The organism is Streptomyces sp. V1I1 (assembly GCF_030817355.1).
Lineage (GTDB): Bacteria > Actinomycetota > Actinomycetes > Streptomycetales > Streptomycetaceae > Streptomyces.
In genome coordinates this window covers 4,175,639-4,196,850 of record NZ_JAUSZH010000001.1, presented here as the reverse complement: position 1 = coordinate 4,196,850, position 21,212 = coordinate 4,175,639, and the positions used below count along the sequence as shown (strand labels likewise).

Annotated in this window: 21 protein-coding genes and 1 tRNA gene; 15 read left to right on the top strand and 7 right to left on the bottom strand. The window is 69.3% G+C overall.

From position 1 onward, the window contains the following. Positions 1 to 19: 19 nt before the first annotated feature. The gene (locus QFZ67_RS19710) at positions 20 to 478 is read right to left on the bottom strand and encodes an ATP-binding protein (RefSeq protein ID WP_307662401.1); all 459 of its coding nucleotides are present in this window, start codon (positions 476 to 478) and stop codon (positions 20 to 22) included. A 192-nt stretch (positions 479 to 670) separates the two neighbouring features. On the opposite strand from QFZ67_RS19710, the gene QFZ67_RS19705 reads away from it, so the two are divergent. The 9 genes from QFZ67_RS19705 (at position 671) to QFZ67_RS19665 (ending at position 10,359) form a co-directional block, all read left to right on the top strand. Further along, a complete protein-coding gene (locus QFZ67_RS19705) occupies positions 671 to 1,456 on the top strand; it encodes a hypothetical protein (protein ID WP_307662400.1) in 786 nt (261 codons plus the stop codon). Between the two features lie 97 nt (positions 1,457 to 1,553). Continuing rightward, a complete protein-coding gene (locus QFZ67_RS19700; protein WP_307662399.1) occupies positions 1,554 to 2,300 on the top strand; it encodes a YcnI family protein in 747 nt (248 codons plus the stop codon). A 44-nt stretch (positions 2,301 to 2,344) separates the two neighbouring features. Further along, positions 2,345 to 2,998, top strand: coding sequence for an SCO family protein (locus QFZ67_RS19695; protein WP_307662398.1), 654 nt, complete (start codon positions 2,345 to 2,347; stop codon positions 2,996 to 2,998). Beyond that, positions 2,995 to 3,474 (top strand): copper chaperone PCu(A)C, encoded by a 480-nt coding sequence (locus QFZ67_RS19690; RefSeq protein WP_307662397.1) that lies wholly within the window; start codon positions 2,995 to 2,997, stop codon positions 3,472 to 3,474. Before QFZ67_RS19695 ends, QFZ67_RS19690 begins: the two co-directional genes overlap by 4 nt. A gap of 22 nt (positions 3,475 to 3,496) precedes the next feature. Further along, entirely contained in the window at positions 3,497 to 5,428 is a 1,932-nt protein-coding gene (locus QFZ67_RS19685; RefSeq protein ID WP_307662396.1) for a copper resistance CopC/CopD family protein, read from the top strand. 43 nt (positions 5,429 to 5,471) lie between these two features. Then, on the top strand, positions 5,472 to 6,728 hold the full coding sequence (gene efeB / locus QFZ67_RS19680; protein ID WP_307662395.1) for an iron uptake transporter deferrochelatase/peroxidase subunit: 1,257 nt from the start codon (positions 5,472 to 5,474) through the stop codon (positions 6,726 to 6,728). Between the two features lie 27 nt (positions 6,729 to 6,755). After that, positions 6,756 to 7,691: a prephenate dehydratase gene (gene pheA / locus QFZ67_RS19675; protein ID WP_307662394.1), complete on the top strand. Its 936-nt coding sequence runs from the start codon at positions 6,756 to 6,758 to the stop codon at positions 7,689 to 7,691. A gap of 590 nt (positions 7,692 to 8,281) precedes the next feature. Continuing rightward, positions 8,282 to 9,559 (top strand): serine--tRNA ligase, encoded by a 1,278-nt coding sequence (gene serS, locus QFZ67_RS19670; RefSeq protein WP_307662393.1) that lies wholly within the window; start codon positions 8,282 to 8,284, stop codon positions 9,557 to 9,559. Beyond that, a complete protein-coding gene (locus QFZ67_RS19665; protein ID WP_307662392.1) occupies positions 9,556 to 10,359 on the top strand; it encodes an HAD family hydrolase in 804 nt (267 codons plus the stop codon). Before serS ends, QFZ67_RS19665 begins: the two co-directional genes overlap by 4 nt. A 77-nt stretch (positions 10,360 to 10,436) precedes the next feature. On the opposite strand, the gene QFZ67_RS19660 is transcribed toward QFZ67_RS19665, so the two are convergent. Beyond that, a tRNA-Ser gene (locus QFZ67_RS19660) sits at positions 10,437 to 10,524 on the bottom strand. 280 nt (positions 10,525 to 10,804) lie between these two features. On the opposite strand from QFZ67_RS19660, the gene QFZ67_RS19655 reads away from it, so the two are divergent. Beyond that, positions 10,805 to 10,972 (top strand): hypothetical protein, encoded by a 168-nt coding sequence (locus QFZ67_RS19655; RefSeq protein ID WP_307662391.1) that lies wholly within the window; start codon positions 10,805 to 10,807, stop codon positions 10,970 to 10,972. A 273-nt stretch (positions 10,973 to 11,245) separates the two neighbouring features. Here QFZ67_RS19655 and QFZ67_RS19650 read toward each other — a convergent pair whose 3' ends face one another. From QFZ67_RS19650 to QFZ67_RS19635, 4 genes are read right to left on the bottom strand one after another with little or no spacing between them, the layout of a single operon-like run. Beyond that, positions 11,246 to 11,965 carry an ABC transporter permease subunit gene (locus QFZ67_RS19650; protein ID WP_307662390.1) on the bottom strand — a complete coding sequence of 240 codons (720 nt, stop codon included), beginning with the start codon at positions 11,963 to 11,965 and terminating at the stop codon, positions 11,246 to 11,248. A gap of 17 nt (positions 11,966 to 11,982) precedes the next feature. Continuing rightward, complete coding sequence (locus tag QFZ67_RS19645; RefSeq protein ID WP_307662389.1) at positions 11,983 to 12,894, bottom strand: ABC transporter ATP-binding protein; 912 nt, start codon at positions 12,892 to 12,894, stop codon at positions 11,983 to 11,985. After that, complete coding sequence (locus QFZ67_RS19640) at positions 12,891 to 13,793, bottom strand: ABC transporter permease (RefSeq protein WP_307662388.1); 903 nt, start codon at positions 13,791 to 13,793, stop codon at positions 12,891 to 12,893. Before QFZ67_RS19640 ends, QFZ67_RS19645 begins: the two co-directional genes overlap by 4 nt. Beyond that, positions 13,790 to 14,755 carry an ABC transporter ATP-binding protein gene (locus tag QFZ67_RS19635; protein WP_307665897.1) on the bottom strand — a complete coding sequence of 322 codons (966 nt, stop codon included), beginning with the start codon at positions 14,753 to 14,755 and terminating at the stop codon, positions 13,790 to 13,792. Before QFZ67_RS19635 ends, QFZ67_RS19640 begins: the two co-directional genes overlap by 4 nt. Positions 14,756 to 15,034: 279 nt before the next feature. Here QFZ67_RS19635 and QFZ67_RS19630 point away from each other — a divergent pair, with 279 nt between their 5' ends. The 5 genes from QFZ67_RS19630 (at position 15,035) to QFZ67_RS19610 (ending at position 20,220) form a co-directional block, all read left to right on the top strand. After that, positions 15,035 to 15,880: a M24 family metallopeptidase gene (locus QFZ67_RS19630; RefSeq protein WP_307662387.1), complete on the top strand. Its 846-nt coding sequence runs from the start codon at positions 15,035 to 15,037 to the stop codon at positions 15,878 to 15,880. After that, positions 15,877 to 17,646 (top strand): SDR family oxidoreductase, encoded by a 1,770-nt coding sequence (locus tag QFZ67_RS19625; protein WP_307662386.1) that lies wholly within the window; start codon positions 15,877 to 15,879, stop codon positions 17,644 to 17,646. Before QFZ67_RS19630 ends, QFZ67_RS19625 begins: the two co-directional genes overlap by 4 nt. Then, positions 17,643 to 18,560, top strand: coding sequence for a metal-dependent hydrolase (locus QFZ67_RS19620; protein ID WP_307662385.1), 918 nt, complete (start codon positions 17,643 to 17,645; stop codon positions 18,558 to 18,560). The genes QFZ67_RS19625 and QFZ67_RS19620 overlap by 4 nt, the downstream gene beginning before the upstream one ends. A 36-nt stretch (positions 18,561 to 18,596) precedes the next feature. Beyond that, positions 18,597 to 19,538, top strand: a complete 942-nt coding sequence (locus QFZ67_RS19615) for a MerR family transcriptional regulator (RefSeq protein ID WP_307662384.1) — start codon at positions 18,597 to 18,599, stop codon at positions 19,536 to 19,538. Positions 19,539 to 19,662: 124 nt separating this feature from the next. Continuing rightward, positions 19,663 to 20,220: an RNA 2'-phosphotransferase gene (locus tag QFZ67_RS19610; RefSeq protein WP_307662383.1), complete on the top strand. Its 558-nt coding sequence runs from the start codon at positions 19,663 to 19,665 to the stop codon at positions 20,218 to 20,220. A 51-nt stretch (positions 20,221 to 20,271) separates the two neighbouring features. Here the strand turns inward: QFZ67_RS19610 and QFZ67_RS19605 are convergent, their stop codons facing one another. Next, positions 20,272 to 21,171, bottom strand: coding sequence for an LLM class flavin-dependent oxidoreductase (locus QFZ67_RS19605; protein WP_307662382.1), 900 nt, complete (start codon positions 21,169 to 21,171; stop codon positions 20,272 to 20,274). Positions 21,172 to 21,212 lie beyond the last annotated feature (41 nt).

Sequence of the window (21,212 nt, the reverse complement as noted above, 5' to 3'; positions counted from 1 at the left end):
CAAGAAATCTCAGGAGACCTCAGGAGACCTTGAGCAGCGCGTCCTCCCGCCATTTCAGGATCTTGTCGAAGCTGACCACCGCGCCGTGGCCGGGCCGGTTGCGGAAGTGGACATGGTCGGCGAGCTGCTCGATCAGACAGAGTCCGCGGCCGCTCTCGTCGGTGAGCGCGGCCTGCGGCACGGCGTAGGCGCACCCGCCGCGCCTGGTGGGAAAGCCGGGGCCCGAATCGGCCACTTCGATACGGCACTTCTCGCCGTCCAGATACGCGGTGACGCGGTATGCGGCGGAGGCTTCGCCGGAGCCCTGGCCGCCGCCGTGCTCCACGGCGTTCGCACAGGCTTCGCTGAGCGCGACCGACAGATCGTAGGAGATGTCGGGATCGACGCCCGCGGTCTCCATGGTGCCGAGCAGCAGGCGCCGGGCGAGCGGGACGCTCGCGGCTTCGCGCCGCAAGTGGAGAGACCACCAGATGCTCATGCTCCAGCCTCCTGGCTGCGGCTCGACATACCGATACGTATTGCCGCAAGACGCGGTCCGTAAGCACACAGTTGACGTGATTGCGCTCATTCGGCGGACGCGCGCGGCTCGCGCGGCGATGTATGTCGCCAAAGGGGATCTTCCGGACCTGCCGTACGGCCGCTCCCACCGCAGTGCGATGATGACCCGGCCATGTCGTCCATCCCCGTTGCACGCGCCGGAGCCGGTCTGCGGCTGCTGAGGGCCGCGGTGTTCACCGCGGTCTGCGTCGTGCTGTCCGCGACGGGACATGTGCTGGCCGCCTGTGCGGCCGTGCCCTGGTGGACTCTGGCGGCAGGCTTCATCGGGGTGTTCGCGCTGGTCGCGCCGTTCGCCGGGCGGACGCGCTCGCTGCCCTCCATCGCCGTCGCGCTGACCGTCGGACAGGTCGCTCTGCACGCCCTGTTCGAGGTCGGACAGCACCGGTTGCAGCTGACCCCGACGGCCGACGACGCGCTGATCAGAATGGCCGCGAAGCTGGTGTGCGGGGCGGGCGCAGCGTCGCTGAGCCCCGCGGACGCCCGGCGGATCGTCACCACCGCGGGCATCACCCCGCCGGGGCACGGCACCCACGACCATATGGCGCAGACCGTCGCCGCTTCGCCTCAGCTGCTGCCCAGCCTCCCCATGCTGCTCGGGCATCTGCTGGCCGCGCTCGCGACCGGCTGGCTGCTGCGGCGCGGGGATCTCGCGCTCGTACGGCTGACCCGGCTGTCGGCGGACTCGGCCCATGAGGTGGCCCAGACGGCGTGGCTGCGTTCGCTGCGCGCCGCGCTCACTCTCGTACGGGCGCTGCGAGCCGGTCTCTCGGGGGCGCCCACGGTGGATCCGCGCGCTCCCCGGACGTCGTGCGACCCTCCCGCGCCGGCCGCCGGGGAGGCGCTCCAGCACACGGTGATCAGGCGCGGGCCTCCCGCGGACCTCGCTCTCGCAGCCTGACGCGGCCCACTCGACGGGAGTGGCGGCCGCGGTGCCGGCGCACCCCTGTGTGCGCGGCGCACATCCGCCTCCCATGAACTGTGGAGTGTCCTCTGCCATGAACGTTTCCCGCATCGCTGTCGCGACCGGTATCGCCGCCTCCTCCGTGCTGATCCTGTCCGGCACCGCCTTCGCGCACGTCAGCGTGCAACCGCAGGGCGAAGCCGCCAAGGGCGGCTACGCGACGGTCAACTTCAAGGTCCCCAACGAGCGCGACAACGCCTCGACCGTGAAGCTCGAAGTCACCGTCCCCACCGACCACCCGCTGTCGTCCGTGATGCCGCAGCCCGTGCCCGGCTGGAAGGTCGAGGTCACCAAGTCGAAGCTGGCCAAGCCGCTCGAGGTGCACGGCAAGCAGATCACCGAGGCGGTCTCCAAGGTCACCTGGACCGCGGACGGTTCCAAGATCGCCCCTGGCCAGTTCCAGCAGTTCCCTGTCTCGCTCGGGCGGCTGCCCGAGGACACCGACCAGTTGGTGTTCAAGGCGATCCAGACGTACGACAACAAGGAGGTCGTGCGCTGGATCGAGGAGACCAAGGAGGGCGCTGAGGAGCCCGAGTCCCCCGCGCCGGTCCTGAAGCTGTCTGCGGCCACCGACGATCACCACGGCGGCGGCGCCACGGACGCGGCCGCCAAGGACGGCAAGGACGCCAAGAACGCCGGGCACGACGAGGACGAGAAGACCGAGGCCGCGTCCGACGACAGCAGCGACAGCACGGCGCGCATCCTGGGCATCGTCGGCATCCTCGTCGGCGCCGCAGGCGTCGCCTTCGGCGTCCTGGCCGGACGCCGCCGCACCTCCTGACGCGCCGCCTGACGGTCCGTACACCACATTTGGGACATTTCTCCATGCGTAAGAAGACTTTGTCCGCGGCCGCGCTCGTCGTGGCCGCCGGGCTCACCCTGTCCGCCTGCTCGGGCGGCGACGACTCCGCCAAGGGGCCCGTCGCTGATATCTCCGCCCAGGCGAACCGGCCGGCGACCTTGCTCGACCAGCCGTACGCCAAGCCGAACCTCGTCCTCACGGACACCCACGGCAAGAAGTACGACCTGCGCGAGCGGACCAAGGGCAGGCCGACGCTGATCTACTTCGGCTACACGCACTGCCCCGACGTCTGCCCGCTGACGATGAGCAACCTCGCCATCGCCAAGAAGCAGCTCCCCAAGGCCGACCAGGACAAGCTCCAGGTCGTATTCGTCACCACCGACCCGGAGCGGGACACCCCGGCCGAGCTCGCAAAGTGGCTGCCCAGCGCGGGCGACCCGTCGTTCACCGGCCTCACCGGCGACTTTTCTACGATCCAGGCCGGCGCACGCCAGATGGGCATCGGCATCGACCCGCCGAAGAAGGAGAAGGACGGCACGGTCGTCTCCATGCACGGCGCGCAGGTCATCGCGTTCTCCCCGAAGACCGACAAGGGCTATGTGCTGTACGGCGAGGACACGACAGTGGACGACTACGCCAAGGACCTGCCGAAGCTCGTCCGCGGGGAGAACCCGTGAACCGCCGCACAACCCCCGCCCTCGCCCTGACCCCCGCCCTCGCCTCGGTCATAGCCCTGACCGCGGGGCTGGCGCTGGCGGGTTGTTCCACCTCGTCCGACAACGGGCCGGAGTTGAAGGTCAGCGGCGCGTTCATGCCGCAGCCCGTGGGGGACGACATGGCGGCCGGGTTTCTGACCGTGCAGAACAGCGGAGGCGGCGCGGACAAACTCACCTCCGTCACAAGCGACATCTCGGACGACATCACGATCCATGAGTCGAAGAACCAGAAGATGCAGGAGGTGAAGGCCTTCGACGTGCCTGCGGACGGCGAGCTCGATCTCGAACGCGGTGGAAACCACATCATGTTCATGAAGCTCAAGCAGAAGCCGAAGCAGGGCGAGGAGGTCGCCGTGGAGCTGCGTTTCGAGAAGTCCGGCCCGATCAAGGTCGAACTTCCCGTGAAGGAGCCCACGTACAACCCGATGAAGCACTGAGCACCGAGGGACTGATCACGCCATGACAGCCACCGCCCCGCGCTTCGGCTCTTCCACCGTCCGGCTGCTACTCGCCGCGGCCGTGCTCATCGGCACGCTTCTCGGCGCACTCCTGGCCGGCGCGAGTCCCGCTTCGGCGCACGCCGCGCTGACCGGGAGCAACCCGAAGGACGGGGCGGTGGTCGCCACCGCCCCCAAGGACGTCACGCTCACTTTCTCCGAGCAGGTCGCCATGGGGAACGACTCGATCCGGGTCCTCGAACCCAGCGGCAAACGCTCCGACAAGGCGAAGATCCGTGATCTGAGCACCGGTGGCACGGTCAGCTACGGCGTCGATCTGCTGCCCGGACTGCCCAACGGCACGTACACCGTGGCCTGGCAGGCCGTCTCGGCCGACAGCCATCCCATCTCCGGGGCCTTCACCTTCTCGATCGGAGCGCCCTCCAAAACCACCGTCGCCCTCCCCGAGAAGGAGGCCGGCGGAGGCGTCGTCGGCGTCCTCTATGACATCGCGCGCTACGCCTCGTACGCGGGCTTCGTGCTGCTGGCAGGCGGCGCGGCCTTCGTGCTCCTGTGCTGGCAGCGCGGCGCTTCCGTCCGCCCGCTGCAACGCCTCGTCGTACAGGGCTGGGTGACACTCACCGCGGCCACCCTCGCGACGCTCCTGCTGCGCACCCCCTATACCGGCTCCGGAAAACTGGCGGACGCCTTCGACCTCGGCGGGCTGCGGGACGTCCTCGAGACCAAGACCGGGGCGGCGTTGATCTCCCGGCTGCTGCTGCTCGGGGCGGCCGCGCTGTTCGTCGCCGTGCTCTTCGGGGCGTACGCGAAGCGCGAGGACGAAGCCGAGAAGAAGGACCTCACCTTCGGTCTCGCCATCGGCGGCACGGTCGTCGCGGCCGGGATCGCCGGGACCTGGGCGCTGTCGGAGCATGCGTCGACCGGCATCCAGCCGGGACTCGCGATGCCCGTGGACGTAGCTCATCTACTGGCCGTGGCCACCTGGCTCGGCGGGCTCGCGGCGCTGCTGACCGCGCTCTACCGTGCGCCGTCGATCGAGCGGGCGGCGGTGCGGCGGTTCTCCAGGGTCGCGTTCATCAGCGTCGTCGTGCTCGCCGCGACCGGGCTCTACCAGTCCTGGCGGCAGGTCGGTTCGTGGTCGGCGCTGACCGGAACGTCGTACGGACAGCTGCTGCTGGTCAAGGTAGGGCTGGTCGTCGTCATGGTCGGTGTCGCGTGGATCTCGCGACGGTGGACGGCGCAGCTCGGGGAGCCGACGACGGTGGCGACCGGGGCAACGGAGGAGGCGACGGAGGCGACGGAGGCGACGGAGGCCAACGCCGAGGAAGCAGAGGAAGCGGCAGACTCGTCGGACCCCGAGCGGGCCACTCAACTCGCCCGCCAGAAGGCCGCGGTGGCCACTGCCCAGAAGAAGAAGGCGCGGGACGCCGACCCCTCGCGCTCCGGACTGCGCCGATCCGTGCTGGCGGAGGCCGGTGTCGCGGTGGTGCTCCTGGCCGTGACCACCGTGCTGACAACCACCGAACCGGGCCGTACGGAAGAAGAGGCTGCCCGGTCCGGAGGTGCCCAGGCGGCCGCTCCCGCACCCGCCGGTCCCACCGAGCTCAAGCTGCCCTTCGACACGGGCGGCCAGAACGGCAAGGGGACGGTCCGGCTCAGCCTCGACCCGGCCACCTCCGGCGCCAACGAAATGCACGTGTGGATCTACAACCCGGAATTGAAGCCGATGGACGTGCCCGAGGTGAAGGTTTCCTTCACCCTCAAGGCCAAGCAGATCGGTCCGCTGCCGATCACCCCCGACCGCCTCACCACCGGACACTGGAGCGCGGGCGCGGTCCAGATACCGATGCCGGGCGAGTGGCAGGTCCAGGTGACCGTGCGGACCTCCGACATCGACCAGACCACCATCGACAAGAACGTGAAGATCGGCTGACCTACCCGTGAGTGACTCCGTGAAAGACCCCGTGAGTGCCCCGGTGAGTGCCGCAGTGAGCGACCCCGCGAGCGACAGCGACATCTCGAGGCGGCGACTGCTCGGCACCGTCGGCGCGGCGGGCGCGACCGCGCTGGTGCTGGGGGCTGCGGGCGGCGCCGCCGCGCACGCGGCTGCCTCCGGCGACGCCCCGACCGCGCTGACGACGGTCGGCTCGACCGGCATCGCATTCCACGGAGAGCACCAGGCGGGCATCACCACGCCCCTGCAGGCCCGCGGCCATCTGATCGCCTTCGACCTCGCGCCGGGATCGGGCCGTAAGGAAGCCGCCGCGCTGATGCGCCGGTGGTCCACACTCGCCGCCGAACTGATGGCGGGCCAGGCGGGCGGCGACGGCGACACGGGCGTCGCGCTGGACGCCGGGCCCTCGTCGCTCACGATCACCTTCGGCTTCGGCCGGACCTTCTTCGACCGTACGGGGCTGGTGGCGCAGCGCCCGCCGGAGCTGGACCCGCTGCCCGCCTTCTCCTCCGACCAGCTGGACGCCAAGCGCAGCAACGGCGATCTGTGGGTGCAGATCGGCTCGGACGACGCGCTGGTCGCCTTCCACGCGCTGCGCGCGGTCCAGAAGGCGGCGGGGGAAGCGGCCCGGGTGCGCTGGCAGATGAACGGGTTCAACCGTTCGCCGGGGGCCACGGGCAAGCCGATGACCGCCCGCAACCTGATGGGCCAGGTCGACGGCACGCGCAATCCCAAGCCGTCCGAGGCCGACTTCGACCGGCGGATCTTCGTGCCGTCCGGGACGGAGTACGCATGGCTGGCGGGCGGCTCATACGCCGTCGTACGCAGGATCCGGATGCTGCTCGACGACTGGGAGAAGCTCTCGCTGAAGAAGCAGGAGCTGGTCATCGGCCGGCGCAAGTCCGACGGCGCACCGCTGACCGGCGGCACCGAGACGACCGAGCTCGCGCTCGACAGGACAGGGCCTGACGGGAAGCTGGTGATCCCCGACAACGCCCATGCCCGGATCTCCGCGCCGGAGCAGAACGGCGGTGCCGCGATGCTGCGGCGGCCGTTCTCGTTCCACGACGGGATCGGCCCGGACGGGACGCCGGACGCGGGCCTGCTCTTCATCTGCTGGCAGGCCGATCCACTGCGCGGCTTCGTACCCGTACAGCGCAAGCTCGACCGCGGCGATGCGCTGTCGCCGTTCATCCGGCACGAGGCGAGCGGACTGTTCGCGGTGCCGGGCGGGCCCAAGGAGGGCGAGTACGTGGGGCAGCGGCTTCTGGAGTCGTGAATCATTGCGGCCCATTAGGGTGACGGTATGTCGGCCACGCGCTACACGTATCTCGGTCCCGAGGGCACCTTCACCGAAGCCGCCCTGCGCACGCTCCCCGAAGCCGCCACCCGGGAGCTCGTCCCCATGGTGTCCGTACCGGCTGCGCTCGATGCCGTACGCAACGGGGAAGCCGCTGCCGCCCTCGTACCGATCGAGAACTCCGTGGAGGGCGGCGTCACCGCGACCCTCGACGAGCTGGCCTCCGGCGAGCCGCTGATGATCTACCGCGAGGTGCTGCTGCCCATCGCCTTCGCGTTGCTGGTACGGCCGGACACTAAGCTGTCCGAGGTGAAGACGGTGACCGGGCACCCGGTCGCCCAGCCGCAGGTCCGGAACTGGCTGCGGAACAACCTGCCGGACGTCCTGTGGGAGTCGGCAGCCTCGAACGCGGACGGCGCGCGGCTGGTGCAGGAGGGGCGGTACGACGCGGCCTTCGCGGGCGAGTTCGCGGCGGCGACGTACGGGCTCGAGCCGCTGGTCACCGAGATCCATGACGCGGAGAACGCGGAGACCCGCTTCGTACTGGTGGGCCGGCCCGCCAGGCCCGCGGCACCGACCGGCGCGGACAAGACCTCGGTGGTCATCTGGCTGGGCGACGACCACCCGGGTGCGCTGCTCGAACTGCTGCAGGAGTTCGCTGTGCGCGGGGTCAACCTGATGCTGATCCAGTCGCGGCCGACGGGCGCGGGGATCGGGAACTACTGCTTCGCCGTGGACGCCGAGGGCCATATCGCGGACCGGCGGGTGGGCGAGGCGCTGATGGGGCTGAAGCGGATCTGTCCGAAGGTGCGGTTCCTCGGTTCGTATCCGCGGGCAGGTGTGGCTGTGGGGGACGTACGGGAGCTGCGCGCGGGGACGTCGGACGCGGAGTTCACGGCGGCGTCGGACTGGCTGGCGCGCTCCCAGGACGGCCGCGCCTGAGGGACTGGGCGGCCTACGGGCCCGGTCCTACCTGCAGATTTTCGTCGTCCACAGGACTTATCCACAGGCGCGCTTCTCGACCTGGGGACAAGTCGACAACACAAGCCGACATGGTCGACAAATCTTCTCACTCGCCCCACTTCCGTCCACAGGGCCGCAGGGTGCCCTCTGTCACCTCAATTCCATTGATCAACTCTTTGGAGCGAGGAATTCCCACCCGAATGAGTGTGTGAGGCGGGTTTGGATGGGGAATCCTCCGGCCCACGCACAGTCCTGAAAACGATCTTTTCCGTGGTTTTCCGTGGTCCACAGATCTCGCACACAGCCTGTGGATAACCTTGCGGGAAGCCGCAACCCTGTGGACAAGGGGGAGCCCACCCCCCATCCCCAAAGGCTGTGGGTCAATGCGACCCCTCACCCCATGCCCCATTTCGGCGAATAGCGTCGCGTTTATTGACGCTTGCCCGCTCAACTCGGCACCCGATTTATCGACCCTTATCCAATTCCGGCAATTCGAGCAATCCGGACAAAATTACACGCAAGGCAATATCGGGTGGGGTGCCGTCAGTCCGCACCGGTAGCCTGGTGGGGTGATTGACCTTCGCCTGCTCCGTGAGGACCCCGACCGTGTTCGCGCCTCCCAGCGCGCCCGTGGAGAGGACGTCGCCCTCGTCGACGCCCTGCGCTTGGCCGATGAGCGGCGCAGGTCGTCCGGCCTCCGCTTCGACGAGCTGCGCTCCGAGCAGAAGCAGCTCGGCAAGCTCATCCCCAAGGCCTCTCCCGAAGAGCGCGCCGAGCTGCTGAAGAAGGCCGAGCAGCTGAAGGCCGACGTCAAGGCGGCCGATGCCGCGCAGGACGAGGCCGACGAAGAGACCAAGCGGTTGCTGCTCCAGTTGGGGAACATCGTCCATGAGGACGTTCCGGTCGGCGGCGAGGAGGACTTCGTCGTCCTCGAGACGCACGGCACGATCCGCGACTTCGGTGCCGAGGGTTTCGAGCCCAAGGACCACCTGGAGCTCGGCGAGGCGCTCGGCGCCATCGACGTCGAGCGCGGCGCCAAGGTGTCCGGCTCGCGCTTCTACTACCTGACGGGCGTCGGCGCGCTGCTCGAGCTCGCGCTCGTCAACGCCGCGATCGCGCAGGCCACCGAGGCCGGCTTCATCCCGATGCTGACGCCTGCGCTGGTCCGCCCGCGCGCCATGGAGGGCACCGGCTTCCTCGGCCAGGCCGCTGAGAACGTCTACCACCTGGAGAAGGACGACTACTACCTGGTCGGCACCTCCGAGGTCCCGCTCGCCGCGTACCACATGGACGAAATCATCGAGGCCGACAAGCTGCCGCTGCGGTACGCCGGCTTCTCGCCGTGCTTCCGCCGCGAGGCCGGGACGTACGGCAAGGACACCCGCGGAATCTTCCGGGTGCACCAGTTCGACAAGGTCGAGATGTTCTCGTACGTCGCTCCCGAGGACGCGGAGGCCGAGCACAAGCGGCTCCTGGACTGGGAGAAGCAGTGGCTGACGGGCCTGGAGCTGCCGTTCCAGGTGATCGATGTGGCGACCGGGGACCTCGGCGCGTCGGCCTCGCGCAAGTACGACTGCGAAGCGTGGATCCCGACCCAGGGCAAGTACCGCGAGCTGACCTCCGCGTCGAACTGCGACAGCTTCCAGGCGCGCCGCCTGTCGGTCCGGATGCGCGACGGCAAGAAGGTGCAGCCACTGGCGACGCTGAACGGCACGCTCTGCGCCGTACCGCGCACGATCGTGGCGATCCTGGAGAACCACCAGTTGGCAGACGGTTCGGTGCGGGTGCCCGAGGTGCTCCGTCCGTACCTGGGCGGGCGTGAATTGCTGGAGCCGGTCGCCAAGTGACGTTCCCCTACCGGCTCGTCGCGACCGATCTCGACGGCACGCTGCTGCGTGGCGACGAAACGGTCTCGGAGCGCACGCGCGACGCCCTCGCCGCGGCCACCGCTGCGGGCGCCGCGCACATCATCGTCACCGGGCGGGCCGTTCCGTGGACCCGGCACATCCTGGACGACCTGGGGTACGACGGCCTCGCGGTCTGCGGCCAGGGCGCGCAGGTCTACCACGCGGGCGAGCACCGGCTGCTGACATCCGTGACGCTGGACCGGCAGCTGGCCGGTCTTGCGATCTCCAAGATCGAGGCGGAGGTCGGCCCGCTGGCGCTGGCGGCGAGTCGGGACGGCCTCGACGGCGAGGTGCTGGTCGGCGCCGGCTACCGGGTCCAGGAGAGCCCGCTGCCGGTTGTGGCGTTCGAGGACCCGTCCGAGCTGTGGTCCGCGCCGATCAACAAGGTCTACATCCAGCATCCAGGGCTCGACGACGACGCGCTGGCGAAGGCGGCCAGGGCAACGGTCGGCAGCCTGGTGGACGTGGTGATGGCGGGCCCGGGCGTGGTGGAGATCCTGCCGCTGGGGCTGAGCAAGGCGACGGGGCTGTCGCTGGCGGCGCGGCGGCTTGGGCTGCGTGCGGCGGACACGATCGCGTTCGGTGACATGCCGAACGACATCCCGATGTTCGGGTGGGCGGCGCACGGGGTGGCGATGGCCAATGCGCACGAGGAGCTGAAGGCCGTGGCGCACGAGATCACGGCGTCGAACGAGGACGATGGCATCGCGGTGGTGCTGGAGCAGCTGCTTCAGGGCTGACGCGCTGCGGTGCGAGGGTGTCGCGGTCTGCGGTGTCGCGGTCTGCGGTGCTGCGGTGCTGCGGTGCTGCGGTGCTGCGGAGGATGCGCGGATCGAACGCGCGCGGGGCTTTCGACCCCGACGACGGCTTAGCAAGCCGCTGCCTTACCACTCGGCCAATCCTCCGGGAGGGGGCGGCCCGCGCGGATGCGCGCTCGAAGCGGCCGCCCCCGGGCAGCTGCCTGCGGGCGGCTTCGCGGAGTGGTCGGTGGCTACTCCGCTGCCTGCCCGGCGCTGCCCTGCTGGGAGCTCGACGGACTCGCACTCGTACTCTCGGTCATCGCCGCGCTCCTCTCCCGGTCGGTGGCGTCGGTCGCACTGGCGTGCGCCGGCTCAACTACTGTGCCCCGGGCGGCGCTTCGGTGCCACTGATTTTCGAGTCGGGTCAACCCCTCGGTCATGACGCGTGCTCCTGCCCCGCGCCTCGTACGACATTGAGGTTGAAGGTGTACGTGCCGAGGGCGGCGGCCACGCCGAGAAACAGCAGCGCGAGGTGTTCCTGGCCGCGGGCAGTGGTGATCCCGCCCAGGTCGAGCTGCGACGAGGGCGGCCAGGGCGACTTCCGATGGCATGAGAATGCCTTCCGTTCGCAGAACCGATCATGGACGGCCCTCCTCCCCGGGCCTCAGGGGTGGAGGTCGGCTCACGGTGCTACTCACCCAATGACCGGCCCGGCTTTCGATCCGGCACCGGCAATCCCCGGCTTCACGAACCCTCGTCGCCACGAACTCCAGTTGCCTCCACGCGCAGTGGACAACGAACCGATAAACGTGCAGTCACGCGGATACGCGTCAACCCCCGCCCACCGGACAGGGGTTGACACCCAAGAGACACGGACCCCGCCGCCTCACTCCTCCCCGGCGAGCTTCAGCACCCTCAGCTTCTGCCCCGCGTACCACGTCGCGACCACCGTGACCCCCGCCAGCAGCGCCACCGCTAGCGGCAGCCCCACGTCCGAGCCGATCAGGCCCTCCCCGCCGATCTTCTCGGCGAGCGACAGCGACCACTGCTGGACGCTCAGCGTGCGCGCCCCGGGGACCAGGCTGCCGAACAGCGTTTCCCACACCAGCGCATAGACGAGTCCGATCACCACCGCATGCCGGCTGACCGTACCGAGCAGCAGGAACAGCGCGCTGTACGCGATCGACGCGACCAGAGCCGCCACGGTGTACGCCACCGCGACCTGCTGGCCGTTGCCGTTCAGGATGAAACCGGCGATCAGCGTGGGCACCGCCGAGAAGGCCATCGTGATAGCGATGGCCACGACCAGTTTCGTGACGATGATCGTCGGCCGCTTCACCGGCTTGGCCAGCACATAGACGATCGACCCGTCGTCGATCTCGGGACCGATCGACCCGGTTCCCGCGATCACGCCGATCAGCGGCACCATCGTGGCGATGGCGAACCCGCCCAGGACATCCGCGGCGACCTGGTCGTCCACGCCGTTGAAGCTCCGTACCGCCGCCGCAATGAGCAGCAGCAGTCCGGGCAGTACGAACAGGATCGCTGCCCGGCGCCTGCCGAGCACGGCCCGATAGGTGAGCCGGGCGACTGTGGGGTTGTACATCTGCGTCACAGCTCCTTTCAGGCCGCTACGAGGTAGGAGAAGACCGACTCGAGGGACTCGTCCGAGGGCGAGACCGTGAGCAGCCGGATGGAGTGCTCGCGGGCGACCCGCGGCAGCAGTTCGGTGAACCGGCCGAAGTCGACGGCCTGGATGCGCAGCGCACCCTCGGCCAGGTCGACCTCGATGCCGGCCGTCGACGGGTCGGCGATCAGGGCCGCGGCGAGCGCCCGGTCGTCGCTGGACCGTACGAGATAGCGGTGCGGCCGGTCCGTCATCAGTCGGCGGATCTTGCGGAAGTCGCCGGAGGCGGCGTGCCGGCCGGCCACGATCACCTCGATGTGGGAGGCGAGTTGCTCGACCTCCTCCAGGATGTGGGAGGAGAAGAGGACCGTACGGCCTTCGCCGCCCATCCGGCGCAGCAGGTCCATCAGCTGCATCCGCTGGCGCGGGTCCATGCCGTTGAAGGGCTCGTCGAGCAGCAGCACTGACGGCTCGTGCACCAGTGCCGATGCCATCTTCACGCGCTGCCGCATGCCCTTGCTGTACGTCGCGATCTTGCGGTCCTGCGCGTACTCCATCTCGACGGTGGCCAGCGCGCGCTGGGCCTCCTTGGTGCCCAGGCCGTGCAACTCGGCGTTGGCGACGACGAATTCGCGGCCGGTGAGGAAGTCGTACATCGCTTCCCGCTCCGGTACGACGCCGATCTGCCGGTAGACGGACTCATTGCGCCAGATCGTCCGACCGTCGAGCGTGACGCTTCCCGTCGAGGGGGCGAGGAAACCACCCATCATGTTGATGAGCGTGGACTTTCCGGCGCCGTTGGGGCCCAGCAGACCGGTGACGCCCGGGCCGATCGTCATGGTCACGTCGTTGACGGCCACGACATTTCCGAACCACCGTGAGGTGTGCTCGATGTTGATGGTGGTCACAGCCCGACCTTTCGGTAGCGGCGCATCAGTACGGCGTACGAGCCGAGGACGAGCGCAAGAACGACGAGCAGATAGGCCACGCCCGCACCGGCTCCGGGTCCAGCCTCGCCCGGGAAGGCCGAGGTCGCGCCGAGGAATGCGGTCTGTACGCCGTCGATGAGCGTGACCGGCGAGAAGAGGCCGAGCCACTTGATCACTCCGGGCGATCCGGTCTCCCAGGCGATCGCCTGGACGGTGGAGACGGCGCCGTACGTGATGGTCAGCGTCGCGATCACGGCGGCGACGCCGAAGCCTCGGCGCGGTGTGAGCGCGGCCATCACCAGACCGAGGCCGCCGAAGAGTACGGAGAGGAGCGCCACGGAGACGATGCCCTGCGCGAAGCCCTTCGTCTGGTCCGCGAAGTCCATCTTGGCGAGCAGCGAGCCGATGTAGAGGATGACCAGCGGCGCCGCGGTGAGTACGAACAGCGCTGAGGCCATTGCCCCGTACTTGGCCAGGACGTAATCGATGCGCTCGATCGGGCGCGAGAAGTACAGCGGCACCGTCTTGAAGCGCAGATCGCGCGAGACGGACTGGGGTGCCTGCGCGGCCAGGAAGAGCCCGATGACCGCCTGCGTGACGATCGCATAGCGGGTGTAGTCGAGGGGGAGGTCCTTGAGCTTGGTGGCGACGGCGACCGCGACGATGATCGCCGCGGGCAGGCACATCACCGCGAGGAGGATCATCGGCAGCACCTTGGACTTGGCCGAGCGGCCGAGTCCGTACGCGCCGCGCAGCGACTGCGAGTAGAGGGAGCGGCGCGCGTACGCACGGCCGAGCCGCGGGCCTTCGTAGTTCCGGTATCCGATGTTGTGGATCCGGGTGGTGTCCTTCTGGATCCCGGTGGTCTCGATGCTCATCGCGCCTGCACCTCCATGGGCTGTGCCGCTGCCTCCGGACGGAAGACCTCCGCGATGTGGTGGCGCCGCTGTTCCATCCGTACGAGTCCGAGGCCGAGGCCGGCGACGGTGTCGCGTACGACGTCGTACGTCTCCTCGCCCGTCGCCTCGATGAGCAGGATGTGGCCCGCGCCGGGCAGACCGTCCTCCACGCGCGCGTGGAGCGTGATTCCGGCGGCGGCAAGTGCCTTACGGAGCACGGCGGTGCCGTCGGGATGGGTGTCCGTGTCAGTGACCTCGACCGCGAGGGTCGCGGTGGTCTGGGTGAAGTCGCTGGTGGAGCTGGAGCGCAGCAGGGCGCCGCCGTCGATGACGACGACATGGTCACAGGTGCGCTCGAGCTCGCCGAGGAGGTGCGAGGTGACCAGGACCGAGATGCCGAAGTCGGTGTGAACGCGGCGGATCAGGCCCAGCATCTCGTCGCGGCCCACCGGGTCGAGGCCGTTGGTCGGCTCGTCCAGAAGGACCAGCTTCGGGTCGTGGACCAGGGCCTGCGCGAGTTTGACGCGCTGCTTCATGCCGGTCGAGTAGCCGCCGATGGGGCGGTACCGCTCCTCGTAGAGGCCGACATGGCGCAGGGTGTCCGCGGTGCGCTCGCGGGCGGCCGTCGGCGGCAGCCCGGACATGCGCGCCATATGGACGACGAACTCGGTGGCCGAGACGTCGGGCGGCAGGCAGTCGTGCTCGGGCATGTACCCCACCTGTTCGCGGATGGCGGCGCCGCTCGTGGCGACGTCGAGGCCGAGCACCGCGGCCCGGCCTTCCGTGGCGGGGGACAGACCCAGCAGGATCTTGATCAACGTGGACTTGCCGGCTCCGTTGGCGCCCACCAGTCCGGTCACACCGGGTCCGATGTCCAAGGAGAGCCGGTCAAGCGCGGTCACCCTGGGGAACCGCTTGCTCAGGCTTTCGGTCGCGATCACAGTCACATTTCGAAGGTAGTGGCGCACGACACATGGGGCGTCAGCCCTGGCGGCTGGATCGGTGTCCGACTCGAGAGGTACGGACCCGTAAGGGGCAGCGACGAAAGTGAACAGCGGCGAGGGTGTCCACGGGCCGGTTTGTCCACAGGTCGGTTGTCCACAGGTCGGTTGTCCACAGGTGATGCATGACCCTTGACGCAGCCGCCGGGCATTGTCACATTCATCAGTGTCAAGTTACGGCTACGTACCGCACTCGGGATGGATGGACGGGCAGGTGGCATGACCTCAGCAGCAGCAAGCGAACTGACCGCGGAACTGCGGGGGTTCAGAGAAGTGCAGCGCCTCGCGTACGAATGCGCGGAGGCGGTCGCGGCGCAGCTCAAGCCCGGGGTGACCGAGCGCGGGGCGGCGCGGATGCAGCGCGAGTGGCTGCGGGAGCGGGGTGTGCGCGACTGGTTCCACCTCCCCTTCGCCTGGTTCGGGGACCGCACGGCTTTCGTCGGCTTCCGAGTACCGCTGCAGTTCTTCCCGACCAACCGCGTCCTCGAAGCAGGCATGCCCTTCATCCTCGACATGGCCCCGGTCTACAAGGGCTACACCGCGGACATCGGGTACTCCGGCTGCCTCGGCCCGAGCCCTGTGCACAACAGACTGCTCGCCGATCTGGAGGCGCACCGCGAGCTGATACTGCGCGAGGTGCGGGAGCGGCGCTCGCTGCGCGAGATCTACGAGGACGTGGACCGGCTGATGGTCCGGCAGGGGTATGCCAACCGGCACCGCGCGTATCCCTTCGGTGTGATCGCCCACAAGATCGACCGGGTGAAGGAGCGGCGCTGGTCACCGCATCTCTTCGGGTTCGGCACACAGTCGCTGAAGGGGCTTGCGGGCGATGCGCTGCACGGCCACCGGGACGGCTGGTCGCCGCTGTGGAGTCCGTACAAATTCTCCGACCACCCGCCCCGGCCGGGGCTGTGGGCGGTCGAGCCGCATCTCGGATTCAGGGGTACGGGCGCGAAGTTCGAGGAGATCCTGGTGGTCACCGACTCCAAGGACCCGGAGCAGAGCGCGTTCTGGCTGGACGACGATCTGCCGCATGTGCGGCGCTGGGCGGAGGAGTCGGCGTGAGTCTCAAGGGGGCGCGGGAGCGCTGGGTCCGTACGGGCGGAATCGAGCTCTGCGTCGCGGAGCTGGGTGACGCGACGCAGCCGACCGTGCTGCTTGTGCACGGCTATCCCGACAGCAAGGAGGTGTGGTCGGAGGTCGCCGAGCGGCTGGCTGACCGCTTCCACGTGGTGCTGTACGACGTCCGGGGGCACGGCCGCTCGACCGCGCCGACGCCACTGCGCGGCGGCTTCACCCTGGAAAAGCTGACGGACGACTTCCTGGCTGTCGCGGACGCGGTGAGTCCGGACAGGCCGGTGCATCTGGTCGGCCATGACTGGGGGTCGGTGCAGTCCTGGGAGTTCGTGACCGTGAAGCGCACCGAGGGCCGGATCGCCTCCTTCACCTCGATGTCAGGACCGTCCCTGGACCACTTCGGCCACTGGATCAAGAAGCGGATGAGCCGGCCCACGCCCCGCAGGGTCGGCCAGTTGCTCGGCCAGGGCGCCAAATCCTGGTACGTGTACATGCTGCATACGCCGATGCTGCCGGAGCTCGCCTGGCGCGGGCCGCTGGGCAAACGGTGGCCCAGGATCCTGCAGCGGCTGGAGAAAGTGCCCGGCGGTGACTACCCCACGCCCTCGCTGCCGCAGGACGCGGCGCACGGCGCGTGGCTCTACCGCGACAACGTCCGCGCGCGGCTGCGCCGCCCGCGCTCCGACGCGTACGCCCAGGCTCCGGTGCAGCTGATCACGCCGACGGGTGACATCTTCCTGTCCGAGCGGCTCTATGACGAACTGGGCGAGTGGGCACCGCAGTTGATCCGCCGCTCGCTGCCCGCCAAGCACTGGGCGCCGCGCACCAGACCGGACCAGCTGTCGGCCTGGATCGGCGAGTTCGTCCTGGCCAACGAGGACAGCGCGGCCGGGGTGGCCGCGCGGGAGACCGTGGCCCGCGGCCTGTATGCCGAGCGGTTCGGGGGGCAGCTCGTCCTGGTGACGGGCGCGGCCAGCGGCATCGGGCGGGCGACTGCCTTCGCGTTCGCCGAGGCGGGGGCGCGGATCGTGGCCGTGGACCGGGACGCGGAGGGTGCGGCCAGGACCGCGGAGATGTCGCGGCTGATCGGCGCGCCCGGGGCCTGGGGCGAGACGGTCGACGTCAGCGACGAGCAGGCGATGGAGAAACTCGCCGGCAAGGTCGCCACCGAGTACGGAGTCGTGGACGTCCTGGTCAACAACGCGGGCATCGGCCTGGCCGGCTCGTTCCTCCAGACCAGCGCCGAGGACTGGAAGAAGGTCCTCGACGTCAATCTGTGGGGCGTCATCCACGGCTGCCGGCTCTTCGGCCGGCAGATGGCCGCACGTGGCCAGGGCGGCCACATAGTCAACATCGCGTCGGCGGCCGCCTATCTGCCGTCCAAGACACTGCCCGCGTACAGCACCTCCAAGGCCGCGGTGCTGATGCTCAGCGAGTGCCTGCGTGCCGAGCTCGCCGGGCAGGGGATCGGGGTCTCCGCGATCTGCCCCGGCTTCGTCAACACCAGCATCACCTCCACCGCGCGTTTCGCCGGAGTGGACGCGGTGGAGGAGAAGCGGCGCCAGCGGAAATCCGCCCGGCTGTACGGACTGCGCAACTACCCGCCGGAGAAGGTCGCCGACGCGATCCTGCGCGCCGTCGTGAAGAACCAGGCGGTGGTGCCGGTGACGCCCGAAGCCCGCGGCGCCCACTTCATGTCCCGCTTCATGCCCCGGACGTTGCGTGCGATCGCCCGATCGGAGCCGCCGCTGTGAGCGCCGAGGAGTACATCGGCCGCTACCCCATCACGCCGCGCCGGGTCTCGTTCGACTGGGACAGGACCCCGCTGCACTGGATACCGGACGAGCCCACCGCCACCCATGTCATCAATGTGCTGCATCTGCTGCTGCCGGCCGGCGAGCGGTGGTTCGTCAAGGTCTTCAAGGAGGCTCTGCCGCTGGTCGGCGACCCGGTACTGCGAAAGGACGTCAAGGGCTTCATGGGCCAGGAGGCCACGCACAGCGTGCAGCACGCGTACGTACTGGACCACCTGGCCGCGCAACGGCTCGACACCCAGGGATTCACCAAGTACGTCGAGCTCCTCTTCGAGAAACTGCTCGGCGAGAAGCCACCGTTCGGAGTGCCGATACCGGCCCGGGAGTGGCTGCGCTTCCGGCTGGCGATCATCGCCGCGATCGAGCAGTTCACGGCGGTCCTGGGCAACTGGGTGCTGCATGCCGAGGGGCTCGACCGGGCGGACGCCGACGAGATCATGCTGGATCTGCTGCGCTGGCACGGCGCGGAGGAGGTCGAACACCGAGCCGTCGCCTTCGACATGTACCAGCACTGTGGCGGCGAGGGGCTGCCGCGCTATGCCCGCCGTGTCGAGGGCATGGTCGTCACCGCGCCCGTGCTGCTCTGGCTGTGGGTGTGGGGCACGGCCTATCTGATCCGGCACGATCCACAGCTCGCCGGCCGGCTGCGGTACTCACTGCGCGAGCACAACCGCGCCGTCGGCAAGGGGCTGCTGCCCACCTGGCGGGAGTTGGGCGCGGCCATACCCCGCTACTTCCGGGGGTCGTACCATCCCTCGCAGGAGGGCTCGCTGCGCAAGGCCGTCGACTATCTCGCGACTTCGCCCGCGGCCCGCGCCGCGGCGGGGGCGGTGGGCCGTGCCGCCTTGTCGTAGGCGGCCTGTCATCGAGCTGTCATCCAGGGAGCGGGCTTGTCCGAGCAGCCAGTAGCCGAGTACCGGATCGAGGATCTGGCGCACCACAGCGGCGCCACCGTCCGTACGATCCGCGCCTACCAGGACCGCGGACTGCTGCCGAAGCCGGAGCGGCGAGGGCGGGCCAATGTGTACGGCTCCACACACCTCGCCCGGCTGCGGCAGATCGCAGACCTGCTCGACCGCGGCTACACCCTGGCTTCGATCAAGGAGTTGCTGGAGGCCTGGGACGCCGGGAGGGGGCTCGGTGGGGTGCTCGGCCTGGTCGCCGAGGTGCAGGGGCCGTGGACGGACGAGGAGGCGGCCCGGATCACCCGCGCCGAGCTGGACGGGAAGTTCGGCGGGAAGCCGGACGAGGCGGCCGTCGCGGAGGCGGTGGACCTCGGTGTGCTGGAGCGGATCCCGGGGCATGACGACGAATTCCTGGTGCCCAGCCCTCAAGAGCTCGCGGTGGCGGCCGAGTTGTACGCGGCGGGGGTGCCGCTCTCGGCAATCTCCGGTCATCTGCGGGAACTTCGCGGTCAGGTGGAGCACATAGCGTCCCGTTTCCTGGAGTTCACCACCGAGCATGTCTTCGCCCGCTATCTGGGCCACCGGCCGCCGACCGACGCTGATGCGGCCGAGGCGGCGTCGCTGGTCCGGCGGCTGCGGCCGCTCGCGCAGCAGACGGTTGATGCCGAACTGGCGCGGGCCATGCGGACGTTCGCCACCCGGCATCTGCAGCAGCACCTGGGTGCCGAGGGGCCGCCGCCGACGGACAGTGAGCCGCGCTCGGTGACGCTGCCGCCGGAGACAATCCGGGCGGTACACCGTCTGGTTGGTCAGGAGAACGCGGCCGCCTTCATCACGGCCGCGGCCGAACGAGAGGTACAGGCAAGGACATTGGACGCCCTGACCTCAAAGGACGGTGATTCCAAGCAATTTGACCAAAGGGCTTGAATCGGCGCCGTGTTGTCCACAGAAACACCAATTCCCTTGTGGATAACTACAGTTGGCTGTGGATCAAACCTGTAGCGCGATTTTTTCGGTGGCGCCGGACCGAGCCGACGGGCACGCTGACGACATGAACGCAAGACCCGATGAACAACGCACCGTGAAGGTGTCGAAGTACCTCTCGAAGCATCTGCGGCACCAGCCGGACCGGCTCGGCATCACACTCGACGAGAACGGCTGGGTGGCGGTGGACGAGCTGATGCGGGCCGCGGCCGCGCACGGCTTCCTGTTCACCCGCGCCGAGCTCGACCATGTCGTGGCCGTCAACGACAAGCAGCGCTTCACGATCGACGGCACGCGCATCCGTGCCAATCAGGGCCACACCGTCGAGGTCGATCTGGACCTCCCCCCGGCCGAGCCGCCCGCATACCTCTACCACGGCACCGTGGCCCGCAGCCTGGAGGCAATCCGCGCCGAAGGCCTGCGCCCGATGAAGCGCCACCATGTCCATCTCTCGCCCGACCGCGAGACCGCAACCCGCGTCGGCGCCCGCCGCGGCCGCCCCGTCGTCCTCTCCGTATACGCCGGGGCGATGCATCAGGCGGGCCACCTCTTCCACGTCAGCACCAACGGCGTCTGGCTCACCGAGGCCGTACCGCCGGAGTTTCTGCGCTTCCCCGGCGCGTAGGCCGCCGTCAGGGGGTGGACGCCATGGGGCCGTCCCTCCACGAGGCCCGGCTCAGCGGGTCAGCTGAGCGAGGCCTTCCGTCGCGATCTGCTCGAAGACCGCCTGGTCCGCGGCGAAGTACGAGTCCGGGATCGGAGCGTGCAGCACGATCTCCGTGAAGCCGAGCTCGAAGTGCCTGCCCGCGAAGTCGACGAAGGCGTCGAGGGACTCCAGCACGCGGCCGGGTTCCGGGGTGAAGCCGGTGAGCAGGATCTTGTCCAGCTCGGCCACATCCCGGCCGATGTCCGCACACGCCTTGCCGAGCTTCTCGATCTGCCCGCGGATGGCCTCGACGGACTGCTCGGGCGTGCCCGTCTCGAACAGCTTCGGGTCGCCGGTGGTCACCCATGCCTGCCCGTGATTCGCCGCGAGCTTCAGCCCGCGCGGCCCGGTGGCCGCGACGGCGAAGGGCAGCCTGGGCCGCTGCACACAGCCGGGGATGTTGCGGGCCTCGACCGCCGAGTAGAAGGTCCCCTCGTACGTCACGGAGTCCTCGGTCAGCAGCCGGTCGAGCAGCGGCACGAACTCGCCGAACCGGTCGGCCCGTTCACGCGGTGTCCATGCCTCCTGACCCAGCGCCGTCGCGTCGAAGCCCATGCCGCCCGCGCCGATTCCCAGCGTGATCCGTCCGCCGGAGATGTCGTCGAGCGAGATCAGCTCCTTGGCGAGGGTCACCGGGTGCCGGAAGTTCGGCGAGGTGACCAGGGTGCCGAGACGCAGCCGCTCGGTGGCGGCGGCCGCGGCAGTCAGCGTCGGGACCGCGCCGTACCAAGGGCCGTCGCGGAAGGACCGCCACGACAGATGGTCGTAGGTGTACGCGGTGTGGAAGCCGAGCTGCTCGGCTCGGAGCCACTCGTCGCGGCCACCGTTGTGCCAGGGGCGAACAGGGAGGATCACGGTACTCAAACGCATGCATCGAGCGTACGTGCCCCCGGAGTGCCGCGTGCACACTC